The sequence below is a fragment of the Bradyrhizobium sp. UFLA05-112 genome (genome assembly GCF_053572325.1).
This window is the reverse complement of record NZ_JBANBK010000025.1, coordinates 50,465-64,836: the sequence shown is the minus strand read 5'-3', so window position 1 is coordinate 64,836 and position 14,372 is coordinate 50,465. Positions and strand designations below refer to the sequence as shown.

The window sequence follows — 14,372 nt, the reverse complement described above, 5'->3', positions numbered from 1 at the left end:
ATCGGCTGCGCAGGCGTCTTGGCAGCGACAATTGCAGTTGTCGCTGCCGCCCTGTCCGTTCGGCTGAATTCGTTTCCCGGCCTGCACGGCGACGAAGCCTGGGTGGGGCTGCGTGCGTTCGAGCAACAGGCGCGCGGGATGTTCACCCTCCGGGGCATGAATGGCTACACGGGATCGCTCTTCCCCGAGATCGTGACGATGAGCTTCTCGATCATCTCACCCGGCGTCGGCAGCCTGCGGCTGGCGGGCGTCGTTCTGAACAGTCTCGCCCTCGGCCTCTCTGCTGTTGCTCTTTGGAGACGAGGAGGAGCAGCAATCTACTTCGTGCTGCTGATGGGTTCCTCGCTCCTGTTCCTCTTCTACAGTCGTGTCGCCTGGGAAGTGAACGCATTGCAGAACCTTCTGCTCGCAATCGTGCTCCTGACGCTCCCGCATGTGGCGGAGCCAGGTCGAGGCCGACCGAAGTGGCTCTTCCTTCTTCTCCTTACCTTCTCGCTGGGATGCTGGAGTCACGCGATCTTTGCGGCTGCCGCGCTGTCCTTTGCCGCGGCGGCAACGTTCGTCGCGCTCAAATGGCCGGGTGAAAGCAGTGCGAGGCTGCTGCTGATCGGGCAGTTGAACCTGCTTGTTCAATTCGTGCTGTCCGCAAGATATTTCGTTGGCGACGGCAGCTTCTCGAGCCGGGTGCTACCAGCGATGCTGGTGGGCCTCGCTTTCCTCGCGCTCGCAACACATGCCTATCTTCGCCTGGAATGCCGCCTTCTTCCACACGCGCTGAGGGCGATCACCGATCGGCGCGTCGCAAGCTGCGTCGATCCCATGCTTGCCGGCTTCGTGGTGCTCTCGCTGGCGGCTTCACCGATCGGCGATGTCAGCTTTTTCGGGACGGCATCGGGCGTGATCCTGCTCGAGCGCGTCGTCTCCTACCTGCCCGGTCCGATCGAGATGACCGCGCTACACGCGCGCATGGCGCTGCTTCTCGCAATATTCGCGGCGATCGCGCTCGGAGCGTTCCGCGGCAAACGGAACGGACCCGAGCAACTGATCCTGCCGCTCTTCGTCTTGTGGACGATCGCCTATTTCCCCGCGCTGCGGCTCTCGATCGCCAGCGTTGCCGATCGATACTACATCATACCGCAGTTCCTTCTCTTCGTTTCGATAGCCTTGGGCCTCGACAGCTTTCGCGCGACCTGGCGGATCCTCGTCATATCGTTGCTGCTGGTCGCCTTCGCCGCCGCGCAAGTCACGGCGTTCCGCGAAGCCCTTCGCGAAAATGACCGGACGCCCTTCGAGCTGTTCAACTATGCCGGCTACACCGACACCTCTCGCCATTTCATGAAGCTGGGTGTCCTCACGGATTACCTGAAGTCGCGGAGCTATTGCCGGGTCGAGTCGTCCAGTTTCTTCATCGCCCAGCCCATGCGCTTCCTGATGGCGGTGGATCGGCCCTGCACCGGCGCCGACACTGTGCGGGTGGAGTATTGTGCAACGTGTCTCGCGCCGGTTCCGGGATTTGCGGTGCAGTTGCAGAAGTAGCCACCCTCAGTGCCTGAGGTCGGAGAGAAAGCGTTTGACCCGCTCGTGCTTCGGTGCCGCAAAGAACTCCTTGGGAGATGCATCCTCGATCAACACGCTCTTGTCGAGGAACCAGATGCGGTCCGCCACCTCACGCGCGAAGCCCATCTCGTGCGTCACGCACATCATGGTCATGCCGGAGTGAGCGAGATTCTTCATGACCGCCAACACCTCGCCCACCATCTCCGGATCGAGCGCGCTGGTCGGCTCGTCGAAAAGCAGGACGGGAGGGTCCATGGCGAGTGCGCGCGCGATGGCGACGCGCTGGCTCTGCCCGCCAGAGAGCTGGTCGGGATAGGCATCGGCCTTCTCTGCCAAACCGACCCGCGACAACAGATCGCGCGCTCGATCCTCCGCTTTTCCCCGGTCGATCTTGCGGATTTTCACCGGTGCGAGCGTGATGTTCTCCAGCACGCTCATGTGCGGGAACAGGTTGAACTGCTGGAAGACGAAACCGATCCCGCTGCGGAGCAGATCAATGTCTACGCCCTTCGCGTGCACGTCCTGGCCGTTGACGACGATGCGTCCGCCTTGGATCGGCTCCAGGCGGTTGATGGTTCGGATCAGCGTGGTCTTGCCCGAGCCGGACGGACCGCAGAGTACGACGACCTCGCCCTTCCCAACGTTGGCATTGATGCCGGCAAGGCACTTGTGTGCGCCATACCACTTGTCGACATTCTCGAATGTGATCATGGCAGGGACTCCGTGGCGAGCGCCTCGTCGAGGCCGGTCTGAGGCTTTGCTGCATTGACCCGTTGCAGCCTGCGACGCAGCATGCGGCGCTCCATGAGGCGGGCCGTCTGCGTCAACGCAAAGCAGAGAAGAAAATAGGTCACCGCAAGAATCGAGAAGACCTGGACGGGCTTTGTGAGCAGCGCGTTGTTGACTTGAGCGGCCGCAAAGGTGAACTCGTTCATGCTGATGACGTAGCCAAGCGAAGTGTCCTTGATCAGCGACACGAACTGGCTGAGCAGGCTCGGCAGCGCGTTGTGCAGGGCCTGGGGCAGGATCACATAGGCCATCGTGCGACGGGCGCCCAACCCGAGCGAGCGAGCCGCTTCGGTCTGGCCGACTGGCAAAGCCAGGATGGCGGAGCGGATGATTTCGGCCAGGTAGGCGCTCTCATAGATCACGAGAGCGCCGATCAACGTCACGAAGCCCGGAATCGCATGACCGATCAGCATCGGCAGCGCGAAATAGCTCCAGAAGATCACCATGAGGACGGGCGTACCCCGCACCACCTGGATGACCACGGTCGCCGCGAGAGATAGCGCGCGAACTGAGCTGAGCCGGGCCAGTGCAAGGCCGAGCGCGCAGGGGAAAGCCAAAACCAGTCCCGCGATCGCGACGATCACGGTCATCGCGAGCCCGCCGAACGGGCCGTTGGGATATTGTCCAACCAGGAACAGAAGCCAGTTGTCGCGGATGATGCCAATCATGGCACGGCCCCCGTCCGCTTCCCGAGACGCGTACGCCTCTCCAGGTACTCGCCAAGCCCCGTGATCAGGAGCGAGATCGCGATGTAAATCCCGGTCGCCACCAGGAACGACTCGAAGGTGCGGAAGGTGTCGCTCTCGATCTGCCTGACCTGATAGGTCAGCTCGTGCACGCCGATCGCCATGGCGAGGCTGGTGTTCTTGAACAACAGCAGCGAATAGTTGACGAGCGGCGGAATCGCGACCCGCAAGGCCTGCGGGATAACGATATAGCGCATCGTGCCGAGATAGCCGAAACCGAGCACCCGCCCCGCTTCGTATTGCGTCTTCGGAATGGCGCGGAGTCCGGTTCGCAGCGCCTCCGACATGTAGGCAGCGAAGCAGAAGGACAGCGCGAAGAAGGCCAGGATGAATTCGCTGTTGCGCTCATTCAGCCAGATGCGGGCGTCCTCCGGTAGCAGCTCCGGAACCGCGAAATACCAGAACATCACCTGGACCAGCAGCGGGATGTTCTGGTGGACTTCCACGTATGCGGCAACGAGCCATTCGGCGGCCTTGAAGCCGGCCGAGCGCACGAGAACGAGGCCGATCGCTACGAGGAAGGCCAGGCACCACGCACAAACCGCCAGCTCAAGTGTGGTGATCAGACCCCCGAGCAGCCATTCCAGGTGTTGCCCGCTGAGCACCGGCCTGAAATCGAGCGAAAGGGTCATGGATCGTCCCCCGATGTGGCGGCCCGGCTATCAGCTCTTGGGGTCGAGGACCGGACTGCGCACCGTTTCGTCGAGACGGAAGGTGCGTTCAAGCTTGTAGGGACTATCCTTGCCGAGCCATTTGGCGAAGATGGCAGCGCCCTCACCCGAAGCTTCGAGCTTCTTGAGGGTGTCGTTGACGGCCGCGAGGAAGCCCGGCTCGTTCTTGCGCACGCCAAGCCCCCAGAATTCGACTGCAACAGGCTGCTTCAGCAATTCGAGGCCACCTGCCTGTTGCTGGAACTTCACCAGGCCAAGCTCACCGAGCGCCATGGCCTGAACCTTCGATTGCTCTAGCGCCAGGAAGGCGCTCGGCGGATCCTGGAACGTGAGGATCGTCGCACTGGGCAACAGGGTACGAACGTATTTCTCCGAGGTCGATCCCTTCGGAGCGCTGACCTTCTTGTCCTTGAGCTGGTCGAGCGACGAGATGCCGCTCGACGACTTCACCATCAGCATCTGGCGGCTGACGAACGAAACAAGGCTGTAGTCGATCAGCTGGGCACGCTCATCCAGATAGCCGAGAGCCGCCGAGAGAATATCGACCCGCCCCTGGGTGAGCTCGGGAATGCGCGCCTCCACCGCCAGGAGTTTCAGCTCCAGCTTTACACCGAGTTGCTTCGCGACTGCCTGGCACAGGTCAACCTCGTACCCCACCGTCTCGCGGGTCTTGGGGTCCTGGAAGCTGAAGGGCTCGAAGGTGCCTAGCGTGCCGCAAATGAGCGTGCCGCGCTGCTTGATATCGGCGAGCTGATCTGCGCGGGCGGCGGCGGTCATGCCGATCGAAAGGCCAAATGAAAGGACGATGGCTAAGGCTTTCATTGCGACGTTCTCCAGAGGTTGATCATCTTTGCGTGCGGCTTCCCTACTCACCAGCGCGATGCCACGTCGTTGATCGGCACGTGTACCGCCGCTCAGGGCGCAGTGCGGGGCGAGCACGAATGTGATCAAAGGAATTGGGCAGCAGCGATCCTCGAATGCGTGGAGCCAATCATTCCTTGCGTTGCAGGGTGTGGTAGCCAAGCGCTGCCCGCGCTTCGCGGATCGACGCACCGCTCGCGATGCGCTCGCGGATGGCTGCTTCGACCGTCTCGATCTTGCGGGCGGCTTCGGCGACCTCGCGCGCGCGCTGGCGCGGCACGACGACGACGCCGTTGGCATCCGCGACGACGATGTCACGCGTGGCGACACGCACCGTGCCAATGGCGACGGTTGCGCTCACGGATTCGACCTGCACACGATCCTTGCCGGTTCGCATGAAGCGACCGGCAGTGAAGAGCGGATAGCCATCCGCCAGTGCCTTGCTGACGTCGCGGCAGACCCCGTCGATGACCGTGGCTGCAATGCCGCGCAGACCCGAATATTGGGTGAGGATGTCGCCCCAAACGGTACAGTCCGTGCGTCCGCCGTTGTCGATCACAACGACATCGCCCTCAGCCACGTCGTCGATGTAGTCGCCGACCGAGCCTGCGGGTACGGTCGCGGGCACGTATTTCACGGTGAAAGCCGGGCCAACCAACACCTGCGAATAGTCCGCCAGTGGCGCAATGCCGAGCGCCTGTCCGTGCAAACCGAGCTTGTCGAGAGCATCCGAGACGCCGGGGGTGTCGAGCCCTGTGAAGAGCGCAACCAGCTCCTGATCTTCGGCGCTTGCTTTACGGGGATTCTGGGTCATTGGAGGAAGTACCTCGTCAAAGAGAGACAGCGACGCCCTCAGGCGCGGCGGATGGCTTCGAATTCCTTGTCGTGCATGACTTCAGCGACCGGACGGCCGGCTCGTACCGCAACGACCATGCCGTCCTGCCGACGCGCGATGCGCTCGCCGAGGTCGAGCACCTCGTCGATGCGGGCCGCCGGTATGAACGCCGTGCCGCAGCGGTCGGCGATGACGTAGTCGTCCTGGCTCACGGTGACGCCAGCCATCTGGACCGGCGTGCCGGAGGCGATCTGGATCACCCGATTGCGCGCGCTGATCATCGTGATGCCGCGGCCATAGACGGGATAGCCGATCGACTCGCTGCCCTCGATGTCACGGCTCACGCCGTCGATGACCGAGCCGCGGATCTGCTTGGCACGCGCGGCATTGGCGATGATATCGCCCCAGCAGGAGATTCCCTCCAACCCTCCGGCAATGACCAAGATGCGATCGTCAGTGGCGATCGCGTCGATGACCGGCGTTATGAGGTGAACCGTCGGCGCCGCATTGGTCTTCGGGCCAAGTTGGATGGTGCTGGCCCGTCCAACGATCTTCGGGCAATCCCACAACGGCCGCAGGCCGTAGGTGGCCCCGGGCAGATCGAGGAAATCCAGCGCATCGGACACGGTGTTCGTGTCGAGCGAGGCCAGACGGTCGAGCAAATTGGATATTGTCATCGCTGAGGTCCCTGTTTCCCCCGGCGGCAAGACTGAGCTGAAACTGCTGATATTGAAATTTCGATTAACTTATGTCTGTGATAGCCATTTCGGATCAGACCGCCGGATCGCGGGCATAATTGCCCACTGACGGCGTAATTGCCCACTGACGGCGGCCAGGTTCGGCGGGGACCCTGCCTGCAATGAGCACGATCGATTTCCGGCTGATCCGGCAGCTATGGATGTTTCTGGCCGTCGCCGAAGAGCAGCATTTCGGCCGGGCCGCGCGACGCCTCGGCATGTCGCAGCCTCCACTGACCGAGCAAATCCAGGTGCTGGAGCGTTCACTCAAGCTCAAGCTCCTGGAAAGATCCCGGCGCGGCACCAAGCTCAGCCCCGCAGGCGCAGCCCTGCTGCCAGCCGTCCGCCGGTTCGCCGGGCATGTCGAGCAACTGGAAACCGTCGTGAGGGAGATTGCCGCGGGGCATTCCGGCGTGCTTCAGATCGGCGCGATCACCTCGGCCATGCTGGAAACCGTTCCGCCCCTGCTGAGTGAGCTTCGGCAACGCTATCCGGCACTGACCATCTTCGTTCGGGAAATCGACAGCTTCGAGGCAGTCGCGGGGCTCGAGGCCGGGGAACTCGATCTGGCATTTGTCAGACTGGAAGGAGAAGTCGGATCGGGCATTTCCACCATGCCGCTGACCGAAGATCGGCTGGCGATTGCCCTGCCCCGAGATCATGCCCTTGCTAGGCTTCCGCGGGTGCGGCTTCGGTCACTGGATGGCGAGCAACTCGTGATGCCATCTCGGCAAGTCAGCCCGATCTATTTCGATGCGCTGGTCGCAGCATGTCGGTCCCATGGTTTCGCCCCGCGCATTCAGCACGAGGTACGCTCGATTTCTTCCCAGATCGCCTATGTGAGCTGCGGCCAAGGAATCGCACTGGTGCCAGCGACCATGCGCAAGCTCGCGCCGGAGGATGTGGTTGTTCGCCCTCTCAAGGAAAGGGTGATGGTGGTAACGGCGGCACTCGCCTGGAATTCAATGCGCTATAATCCGATGGTCGACGCGACCGTCGCATGGTTGAAGGCGCACTACTGAGGTCAAGACGTCTCGGCCAAGCGCGTAGATGTCGCCGTCGCTCGTCCGGGCCACAATATCTTGTGTTGCCAGCCGAAACGGCGATCTAGCCCTACTTTGCATGGGGTTGATTTCGAGGAATCAGATCAGCCATCGGGCAGAGCCTCTCGTCCTCCAATCGGCTTCGCTGCGCACGCCATGACGGGAACTACGACGCTCCGAAGTCCTTCGGTGTAAACGTCAGGTCGAGCACCCTCCACTCCTCGTACTTGTCGGCCGGCAGCATAGTGTAGGGCTGGCAGGCCTGGAGCGCGGCCTTGGCGGCCTGCATCAGGGCAAGGCCCTTGGCGGGCGATGCGCTGGCCTCGATCAGTGCCGGGACGGTGGCGAGCTGGCCGTCGGTGGTCATGAAGGTGCGGATCTTGATGTGGATGTTGTCGGACGGCGCGATCGTGTCAGGCAGCCTGGCGCAGCTTCGCAGGTGACGGCGGAATTCGGCGATGACGTTGGCCGGAAGCTTGGCCGCCTCAGTGGCCGTTTCACCGCCGCTCTCATTTTCCTTGGGGCCCTCTTTCGGCATGGGCGGCAGCTCGGCGGGCAAGCCCAGCATCACCCCGTATTTGAGGGTGACGTCGGGCTCAGGTGGCGTGTAGCTCGGCTGCGGCGCGGGTTGCGGCTGAGGCTGCGGTTGCGCTTCGGCCTCGCGCCTGGAAGGCGATGGCTGCGGCGGCGGTGAGGCCTGTGGCTCCGGCTGCGGCGATGGCTGCTGCGCCGATTGTGGCGATGGAGGTGGTGCGGGCGCCTCCGCCTTGTCCTTCGCGGTCAGCTCGGGCAGTGAAATCTGCGGCGACGGCGTCGGCTCCGGCAGCTTCTCCTTCAGTTCCTCCGGCGTGACGATGTCGACGGCGACCGTGTCGCTCGGCGGGGCATGGAACGGATGCACCTCGCTGATCAGGACGATCAATGCAACCAGCGTCACGTGCACGACGGCCGACGCCGCAATGTCCGTCCGTATGATCCGCCGCCGTTCCATGGCCCAACTTCGGTTGCTACCCACGGTCCTAGCATATGGATGCGGCGCCTCAATCCCATTTCGGCGCGAAGCCGAAATCGGTCAGCCGACCCTTGGGATGTGCGAGAGCGGCAATCTGGCTCATCTCGTCGGGCGACAAGTCGAAATCGAAGATCTCGATGTTTTCCGACAAACGTTCGACGCGCGAGGTGCGCGGGATCGCCACGACGTTCTGCTGCACCAGCCAGCGCAGGCAGATCTGCGCAGCCGTCTTGCGATGGACCCGGCCGATTCTGGCCAGTGTCTCGTCGCTCTTGATGCGCCCCCTGGCGATCGGGCTATAGGCGACGAGGGCAAGGCCGTGCTGGTCGCAGGCCGCCCTCACCTTGGTCTGATCGAGATAAGGATGAAATTCGACCTGATCGCAGACCAGTGGCTCCGGACACGCGGCGACCGCCTCTTCGATCAGCGCCACCGTGAAGTTGGAGACACCGATATGCCGCGTCAGCCCGAGCCGCCGGGCATGCGCCAGCGCGCCGAGCGTCTCGACAAGCGGCACGTGCGGATTGGGCCAGTGCAGCAGCAGCAGATCAACCGACGGCAGCCGCAGCCTGACCAGACTCTCCTTGACCGAGCGTTCGAGATCGTTCGGGGCAAAATGATTGGTCCAGACTTTCGTCGTGATGAAGACGTCGTCGCGGCGCACGCCGGAGGCGCGAACGCCATCGCCGACCTCGCGCTCATTGTCGTAGACCTGCGCGGTGTCGATATGGCGGTAGCCGAGCCGCAGCGCCTGTTCCACCACGCGCGCGCAGGTCCGGCCGCTCAGCTCCCAGGTCCCGAGCCCGAGAGCAGGAATGCTTGCACCATTGGCCTCGACGAACAGCATGAGGAATCCTCTCCTCGCCCGCCCCCGGTTGCATTATGGACCCCACGCACGCGGCTGCCAACCGAGACAGCCGGCATTGGCGTCAGGCCTTGTAGTCAGGCCCTGTAGTCAGGCCTTGGCGAGCGCCTGGAAGACCATATCCGGCGCATGCGCGATCACCGCAAGCAGCGCCCGTGCAGGTCCCCGCGGCGCGCGCTTGCCCTGCTCCCAGTTGCGGATGGTCTCGACGGGCACGCCGAGTTTTGCGGCGAACTCCATCTGGGTGAGACAGGCACGGCGGCGCAGGTCGCGCACTTCGAGCGGGCCGGCTTCGCTCGGCACAGCCGCGCCTTGCAGCGGAAGCTCCTGCCCGTCCCGCAATTCGACGATCCGTCCGTCCGCTTTCAGCCGCAACCGCATGTTCATCCCCAAGCGGGGCGATCATGATCGAGCTGGCTTAAGTTCGGATTAATGATAGCGCGATTGCAGCTATTTCAGCCCGAACCACAAGGTCGCAATGCCGAGGAAGGAGAAGAAGCCGACGACGTCGGTCACCGTCGTGACGAAGGTGCCGGAGGCGACCGCAGGATCGGCGCGCACCCGTTCGAGCCCCATCGGGATCAGAATGCCGCCGAGCGCGCCGGCAACGAGGTTGCAGATGATCGCCAGCCCGATGACGATGCCGAGCCCCGGGATCTTGAACCAGGCCACTGCGGCAATGCCGGTGATCACTGCAAAGGCGAGGCCATTGACGAGGCCGACGAAGGTCTCGCGCATCACCACGCGCCAGGCATTGGAGGAGCCGAGCTCGCGGGTGGCGAGCGCCCGCACCGCGACCGTCATGGTCTGGGTCGCGGCGTTGCCGCCCTGGCTCGCCACGATCGGCGCGAGCACGGCGAGCGCCACCATCTTTTCGAGCTGCCCCTCGAACAGGCCGAGCACGGAAGATGCCAGGAACGCGGTGGCGAGATTGACCAGGAGCCAGTTGAAGCGGGCGCGCGCAATGGTCAGCACGCTGTCGGACAGTTCTTCGTCGCTGGTGACGCCGCCGAGCGCCTTGAGGTCCTCGTCCGCCTCCTCCTCGATGACGTCAACGACATCGTCGACGGTGATGACACCGACGAGACGGTCCTGTGTATCGAGCACGGGTGCGGCAACGAGGTTATATTTGCCGAACATGTGCGCCACCTCCGCCTGGTCCTCCAGGACGGAGACGCGGCGGCGATCCTCGTCGCGGAGGTCGGCGAGCGGCACCGGGCGCCGGGCGCGCAAGAGCACGTCGAGCGGAACGGCGCCCTGCCAGTGCTGGTCCTTGTCGACGACGTAGATCTCGTAGAAGCGGTCCGGCAGATCGGGCGTCTCGCGCATGTAGTCGATCGCCTGGCCCACGGTGAAATCCTGGGGGACCGCAATGAACTCGGTCTGCATCCGCCTTCCGGCGGAGTTTTCCGGATAAAGCAGGCTGCGCTCGAGCGCGACGCGCTCGGGCAGCGGCAGCTTCTCGAGGATCTCCTCCTGATCCGCCTGATCGAGGGTCTCGAGCAGCTCGACGGCGTCGTCGGATTCGAGCTCGCGGACACCCTCGGCAACCGTTTCCGGCGGCAGCTCCTCGAGGATCTCCTCGCGGACGGCCTCGTCGACCTCGTTCAGGGCCGAGAAGTCGAAATCGCGCCCCGTCAGCTCGACCAGCCGGACGCGGTCATCCGCCTCCAGCGCGCCGATGAGGTCGCCAAGGTCCGCCTCGTGCAGTTCCGCGACGATGGCCCGCAACTGGGTGCTGTCGGAGGCCTCTATGGCACGCGCGATTTCCGCGACGAATTCGTGACGAATTTCGCCATCTTCATTGCGCATGGGAACGTGGTCGAGGACCGAGGTCTCGGCGGGTTCGGCAACGTCCATATGTTCGTCCATGGCGCGCCTCGCCGTTTGACAGGATGGATCAATTGGTCTGAGCTGGAGTTGAGGCAATAGTCACAAGGCAACATCGAGCGCAATGACAAAGATGCGTCTGCACCAATGGTCCCTGTCGGTCGCCATCGCGACGGCCGTGCTTGCCGGCAGCACGGCGGCGGACGCGGCCGACTGCCCGCGTCAGGATGCGCTCGGCACCGCGCGCGTGCTCAGCGTCGATGCCAAGACCTATCCGCGGGTCGGGCTGAAGAGCTTTCCGCAGACCCTGCCGCTCGCCGATCACGAGGTCGTGCTGACCTTCGATGACGGGCCCCGGCCTCCGCACACGCAAAAGGTGCTGGCAGCGCTAGCGCATGAATGCGTGCGCGCCACCTTCTTCCTGGTCGGCCAGTCATCGGCGGAATCTCCCGCACTGGTCAAGCGGATCGCTGCTGAAGGCCACACCGTCGCGCATCACACCTGGTCGCACCCGATGTCGTCGAAAATCTCCTTCGAACAGGCAAAGGAGAACATCGACCGCGGGATCGAGGCCGACGAGAAGGCACTCAACGGCGTGGCGACCCGCACGCCCTCGACGCCGTTCTTCCGCTTCCCCTATTTCGACTCCACGCCAGCGACGCTCGATCTGCTCCAGTCGCGCGGCATCGCCGTGTTCGGAGCAGACCTTTGGGCGAGCGACTGGGAGGACATCACCCCCGAGGAGGAATTGAAGAAGGTCAAAGAGCGGCTCGAGGCCGCCAGGAAGGGTATCATCCTGTTGCACGACGCGCAGGCGCGAACTGCGGCCATGATGCCCGCCTTCCTGCGGTACCTGCACGACAATGGCTACCACGTCGTTCACATTGTCCCGGCGGCGACGCAAAAGAGCGCCAATGCGCATTGATGCCGGAATGTCACGGCGGCCCAAAATGGGGTGATCGTGGGGCAATTAAGCCTCCGTTCATGCTAGGCCATGCAAATTGGACGGGGACCGGGCCTGAACCATTTCGGCTGGGCTTCGACCAAGGTTTTGAGATCGCGTGGATGTTCTGTCGCGGATCGCGTACGAGGGCAGACGGAGAGCAATGATCGGTCGTAGAGTTTCCTGCCGGATGCGGTCCTGGATCGTCTGCCTCGGATTTTTGGCCGCTGGCCCTGCCGCTGCGGTCGCCGCCGACTGTCCCGGCCATCCCGACGCGCTCGGCACCTCGCGCACGATCGTGGTCGACCCCCGCGAGCATCCGCGCATCGGCACGATGCAGTACCGGGAAACGCTGCCGCTGAGAGACCACGAGGTGGTCCTGACCTTCGACGACGGTCCGCTGCCGAAATACTCGAACCAGGTGCTCCAGATCCTGGCCGATGAGTGCATCAAGGCGACGTTCTTCACCATCGGCAATCAGGCCAAGGCGAACCCCGAGGGCGTGCGCAAGCTGGTCGCGGCCGGCCACACCGTCGGCACGCACAGTCTCACCCATCCCCTGACCTTCGAGAAGATGCCGATCGAGAAGGCGCAGGCCGAGATCGAAGGCGGCATCCAGTGGACCACCGCGGCGATGACCGATCCGTCGGCGCTGGCGCCGTTCTTCCGGATTCCCGGGCTGCTGCGCGCTGATGCCGTAGAGAACTATCTCATCTCGCGCGGCATCCAGGTCTGGAGCGCCGATTTCCCGGCTGACGACTGGCGGCACGTCTCGCCCGACCGTGTCTATCAGCTTGCCATCCAGCGGCTCGAGGCCAAGGGCAAGGGCATTCTGCTCCTTCACGACATCCAGCCGCGCACCGTCGCGGCGCTGCCCAAGATCATCCGCGAGCTCAAGGCCCGCGGCTATCGCATCGTGCATGTGGTGCCGGCGACTGCCGAACGGGCGGCAACGCCGACCGAGCCGGTTGAATGGTTGCTGCATCCGGCGAGCGAGAATGTGGCCGCGGTGCGCTGGCCGAGGATTCCGAGCTTCGTCTTCACACGGAGCGAAACGCTGCCGGCCCCGCTGCTGTCGGATTTGAACGCCGAGCTGCCGCGCCAGGCCGGCTCGTCGCATTGGGGCGTCGCGAAGGCCGGCGCGGAAAGCCTGCCCGTTCCGAGCCGGGACCTTTTCGAGATCAAGGAAGGCTCGCTCGAAGTGCTGCTGGCCAAGACGGCGTCACGCCAAGTCGCAACAAAGCTCGCGCGGGCCAACACGGCCGATGCGGTCTCCTCGAGGAATGCAAAGGGCCGTGCGGCGGTCGCAGCGCATGGCGGCCAGCATGCGCAGGCCTCGCGCGCTACCTCGAAGCGCACAGCGCGGGACGCCAATGCCAGCGCGTCGCGCCCGACAAAGCTCGCGAGCCTGAAGAAAAAGCAGCAATAAGGCTTACAAGCCGCCTACTGCCGCACGATGGCGGCGACACAGAGCAGCACGATCAGCGCCAGGAAGAACAGGTCCATATAGGACTTGAGCTCACCGTCGCGGCGCAGCCGCGCCACATCGGTCACGATCTGCTTGCGTGCATTGGTTCCGCCACTGCCGTCATTGATCGGCGCTTGCAGGCGCCGCGTCTCGCCTTCCAGCTTCTCGATCTTCTGATAAAAGTAGAACGCGCGCAGCGTCGAGGCCGCGCGCATGCCGCTATAGACCAGCACGAGAATCGCGAGGATCGCGCGGTTGGGGTATTTCTCCATGAAGTTCAGGCTGAAATAGACCATCGCCAGGAACGCGAAGTTGGTCACGAAGCGGTAGACGAAGCTTAGAAAGACCATGCTGGCTCCAGCGAAGGGCGGCGCGATCGTGCGATCGTTGTGAGTTGCGGAGATATTGGACGCAAGCCGGAACTGCCGGCCTGGAATGCTGTGGGTGCTGGTCTACGCCAAGATTGTGCAACCAAGATTAAGGGTGCCCGCGCAGTGCGGGCCGAGAATCGATCGGGGGCCGGACGCGCGCGCCTTTTAGCTACGCTTGGCCATAATGCAAGAGAGCGCAGGCGGCTTGCCGCGACGCCACGCGCGGACGGCGGCGGCCGCGTCGGCTCAATGGAGATTCAGGAAAAGTCGCGTTACACTGCCTTTGCCACCAGACTTTGCCTGACGATGTGGGGTCTGCCGATGCCGAAAAAGGGAATCACGGGCCACGACGAGTGGGTGCTCACCGAGGCGCTGGCTACCGCGCTGGTCGCGCTGGAGCAGCTCGCGCCAAAGCACCAGCCGCGCGCGCATATGGACGACATCCGCAAGATGCTCGCCAGCGGCAAGGAGCCGGCGACGGTCAGCCTGCACCTCGCCCAGGCCAAATGCCGCCTGTTCCCCGACACCGATCCGCTCGAGATCTACCGGGAATACGGGATCGGCGAGGAATATGGCTGAGCGGTCCGCTCGTGAGTCCCCTTCCTGAAGACGTGAATTTTTCGAGATCGCTGCGCCCGGGAGGG

Annotated in this window: 16 protein-coding genes; 5 read left to right on the top strand and 11 right to left on the bottom strand. The window is 63.7% G+C overall.

The features are described from left to right. Nucleotides 1-18: 18 nt before the first annotated feature. The gene (locus tag SO180_RS16850) at nucleotides 19-1,536 is read left to right on the top strand and encodes a hypothetical protein (protein ID WP_449379951.1); all 1,518 of its coding nucleotides are present in this window, start codon (nucleotides 19-21) and stop codon (nucleotides 1,534-1,536) included. A 6-nt stretch (nucleotides 1,537-1,542) separates the two neighbouring features. Here SO180_RS16850 and SO180_RS16845 read toward each other — a convergent pair whose 3' ends face one another. The 6 genes from SO180_RS16845 to SO180_RS16820 all read right to left on the bottom strand — a co-directional run bounded on the left by SO180_RS16845 (nucleotide 1,543) and on the right by SO180_RS16820 (nucleotide 6,136). Beyond that, nucleotides 1,543-2,268: an amino acid ABC transporter ATP-binding protein gene (locus SO180_RS16845; protein WP_449379950.1), complete on the bottom strand. Its 726-nt coding sequence runs from the start codon at nucleotides 2,266-2,268 to the stop codon at nucleotides 1,543-1,545. After that, nucleotides 2,265-3,014: an amino acid ABC transporter permease gene (locus SO180_RS16840; RefSeq protein WP_449379949.1), complete on the bottom strand. Its 750-nt coding sequence runs from the start codon at nucleotides 3,012-3,014 to the stop codon at nucleotides 2,265-2,267. Before SO180_RS16840 ends, SO180_RS16845 begins: the two co-directional genes overlap by 4 nt. Beyond that, nucleotides 3,011-3,724: an amino acid ABC transporter permease gene (locus tag SO180_RS16835; RefSeq protein ID WP_449379948.1), complete on the bottom strand. Its 714-nt coding sequence runs from the start codon at nucleotides 3,722-3,724 to the stop codon at nucleotides 3,011-3,013. The genes SO180_RS16840 and SO180_RS16835 overlap by 4 nt, the downstream gene beginning before the upstream one ends. Before the next feature lie 30 nt (nucleotides 3,725-3,754). Beyond that, a complete protein-coding gene (locus SO180_RS16830; protein WP_449379947.1) occupies nucleotides 3,755-4,585 on the bottom strand; it encodes an ABC transporter substrate-binding protein in 831 nt (276 codons plus the stop codon). Between the two features lie 169 nt (nucleotides 4,586-4,754). Then, nucleotides 4,755-5,438 carry an RraA family protein gene (locus SO180_RS16825; RefSeq protein WP_449379946.1) on the bottom strand — a complete coding sequence of 228 codons (684 nt, stop codon included), beginning with the start codon at nucleotides 5,436-5,438 and terminating at the stop codon, nucleotides 4,755-4,757. Nucleotides 5,439-5,476: 38 nt separating this feature from the next. After that, on the bottom strand, nucleotides 5,477-6,136 hold the full coding sequence (locus SO180_RS16820) for an RraA family protein (RefSeq protein ID WP_449379945.1): 660 nt from the start codon (nucleotides 6,134-6,136) through the stop codon (nucleotides 5,477-5,479). A 182-nt stretch (nucleotides 6,137-6,318) separates the two neighbouring features. Here SO180_RS16820 and SO180_RS16815 point away from each other — a divergent pair, with 182 nt between their 5' ends. Beyond that, nucleotides 6,319-7,218: a LysR family transcriptional regulator gene (locus SO180_RS16815; RefSeq protein WP_449379944.1), complete on the top strand. Its 900-nt coding sequence runs from the start codon at nucleotides 6,319-6,321 to the stop codon at nucleotides 7,216-7,218. Nucleotides 7,219-7,405: 187 nt separating this feature from the next. Here the strand turns inward: SO180_RS16815 and SO180_RS16810 are convergent, their stop codons facing one another. The 4 genes from SO180_RS16810 to mgtE form a co-directional block, all read right to left on the bottom strand. Next, the gene (locus SO180_RS16810; RefSeq protein WP_449379943.1) at nucleotides 7,406-8,230 is read right to left on the bottom strand and encodes a hypothetical protein; all 825 of its coding nucleotides are present in this window, start codon (nucleotides 8,228-8,230) and stop codon (nucleotides 7,406-7,408) included. A 49-nt stretch (nucleotides 8,231-8,279) separates the two neighbouring features. Continuing rightward, nucleotides 8,280-9,098: an aldo/keto reductase gene (locus tag SO180_RS16805; RefSeq protein ID WP_449379942.1), complete on the bottom strand. Its 819-nt coding sequence runs from the start codon at nucleotides 9,096-9,098 to the stop codon at nucleotides 8,280-8,282. Nucleotides 9,099-9,206: 108 nt separating this feature from the next. Next, nucleotides 9,207-9,503: a helix-turn-helix domain-containing protein gene (locus SO180_RS16800; protein WP_449379941.1), complete on the bottom strand. Its 297-nt coding sequence runs from the start codon at nucleotides 9,501-9,503 to the stop codon at nucleotides 9,207-9,209. Between the two features lie 63 nt (nucleotides 9,504-9,566). Further along, complete coding sequence (gene mgtE, locus SO180_RS16795; RefSeq protein ID WP_449379940.1) at nucleotides 9,567-10,988, bottom strand: magnesium transporter; 1,422 nt, start codon at nucleotides 10,986-10,988, stop codon at nucleotides 9,567-9,569. Between the two features lie 82 nt (nucleotides 10,989-11,070). On the opposite strand from mgtE, the gene SO180_RS16790 reads away from it, so the two are divergent. Together SO180_RS16790 and SO180_RS16785 are read left to right on the top strand one after the other, a co-directional pair. After that, a complete protein-coding gene (locus SO180_RS16790; protein ID WP_449379939.1) occupies nucleotides 11,071-11,871 on the top strand; it encodes a polysaccharide deacetylase family protein in 801 nt (266 codons plus the stop codon). Nucleotides 11,872-12,052: 181 nt separating this feature from the next. Continuing rightward, nucleotides 12,053-13,318 (top strand): polysaccharide deacetylase family protein, encoded by a 1,266-nt coding sequence (locus SO180_RS16785; protein WP_449379938.1) that lies wholly within the window; start codon nucleotides 12,053-12,055, stop codon nucleotides 13,316-13,318. Between the two features lie 14 nt (nucleotides 13,319-13,332). On the opposite strand, the gene SO180_RS16780 is transcribed toward SO180_RS16785, so the two are convergent. Next, nucleotides 13,333-13,707 carry a hypothetical protein gene (locus SO180_RS16780; RefSeq protein ID WP_449379937.1) on the bottom strand — a complete coding sequence of 125 codons (375 nt, stop codon included), beginning with the start codon at nucleotides 13,705-13,707 and terminating at the stop codon, nucleotides 13,333-13,335. A gap of 342 nt (nucleotides 13,708-14,049) precedes the next feature. On the opposite strand from SO180_RS16780, the gene SO180_RS16775 reads away from it, so the two are divergent. Next, on the top strand, nucleotides 14,050-14,307 hold the full coding sequence (locus SO180_RS16775; protein WP_449379936.1) for a hypothetical protein: 258 nt from the start codon (nucleotides 14,050-14,052) through the stop codon (nucleotides 14,305-14,307). Nucleotides 14,308-14,372: the final 65 nt, after the last annotated feature.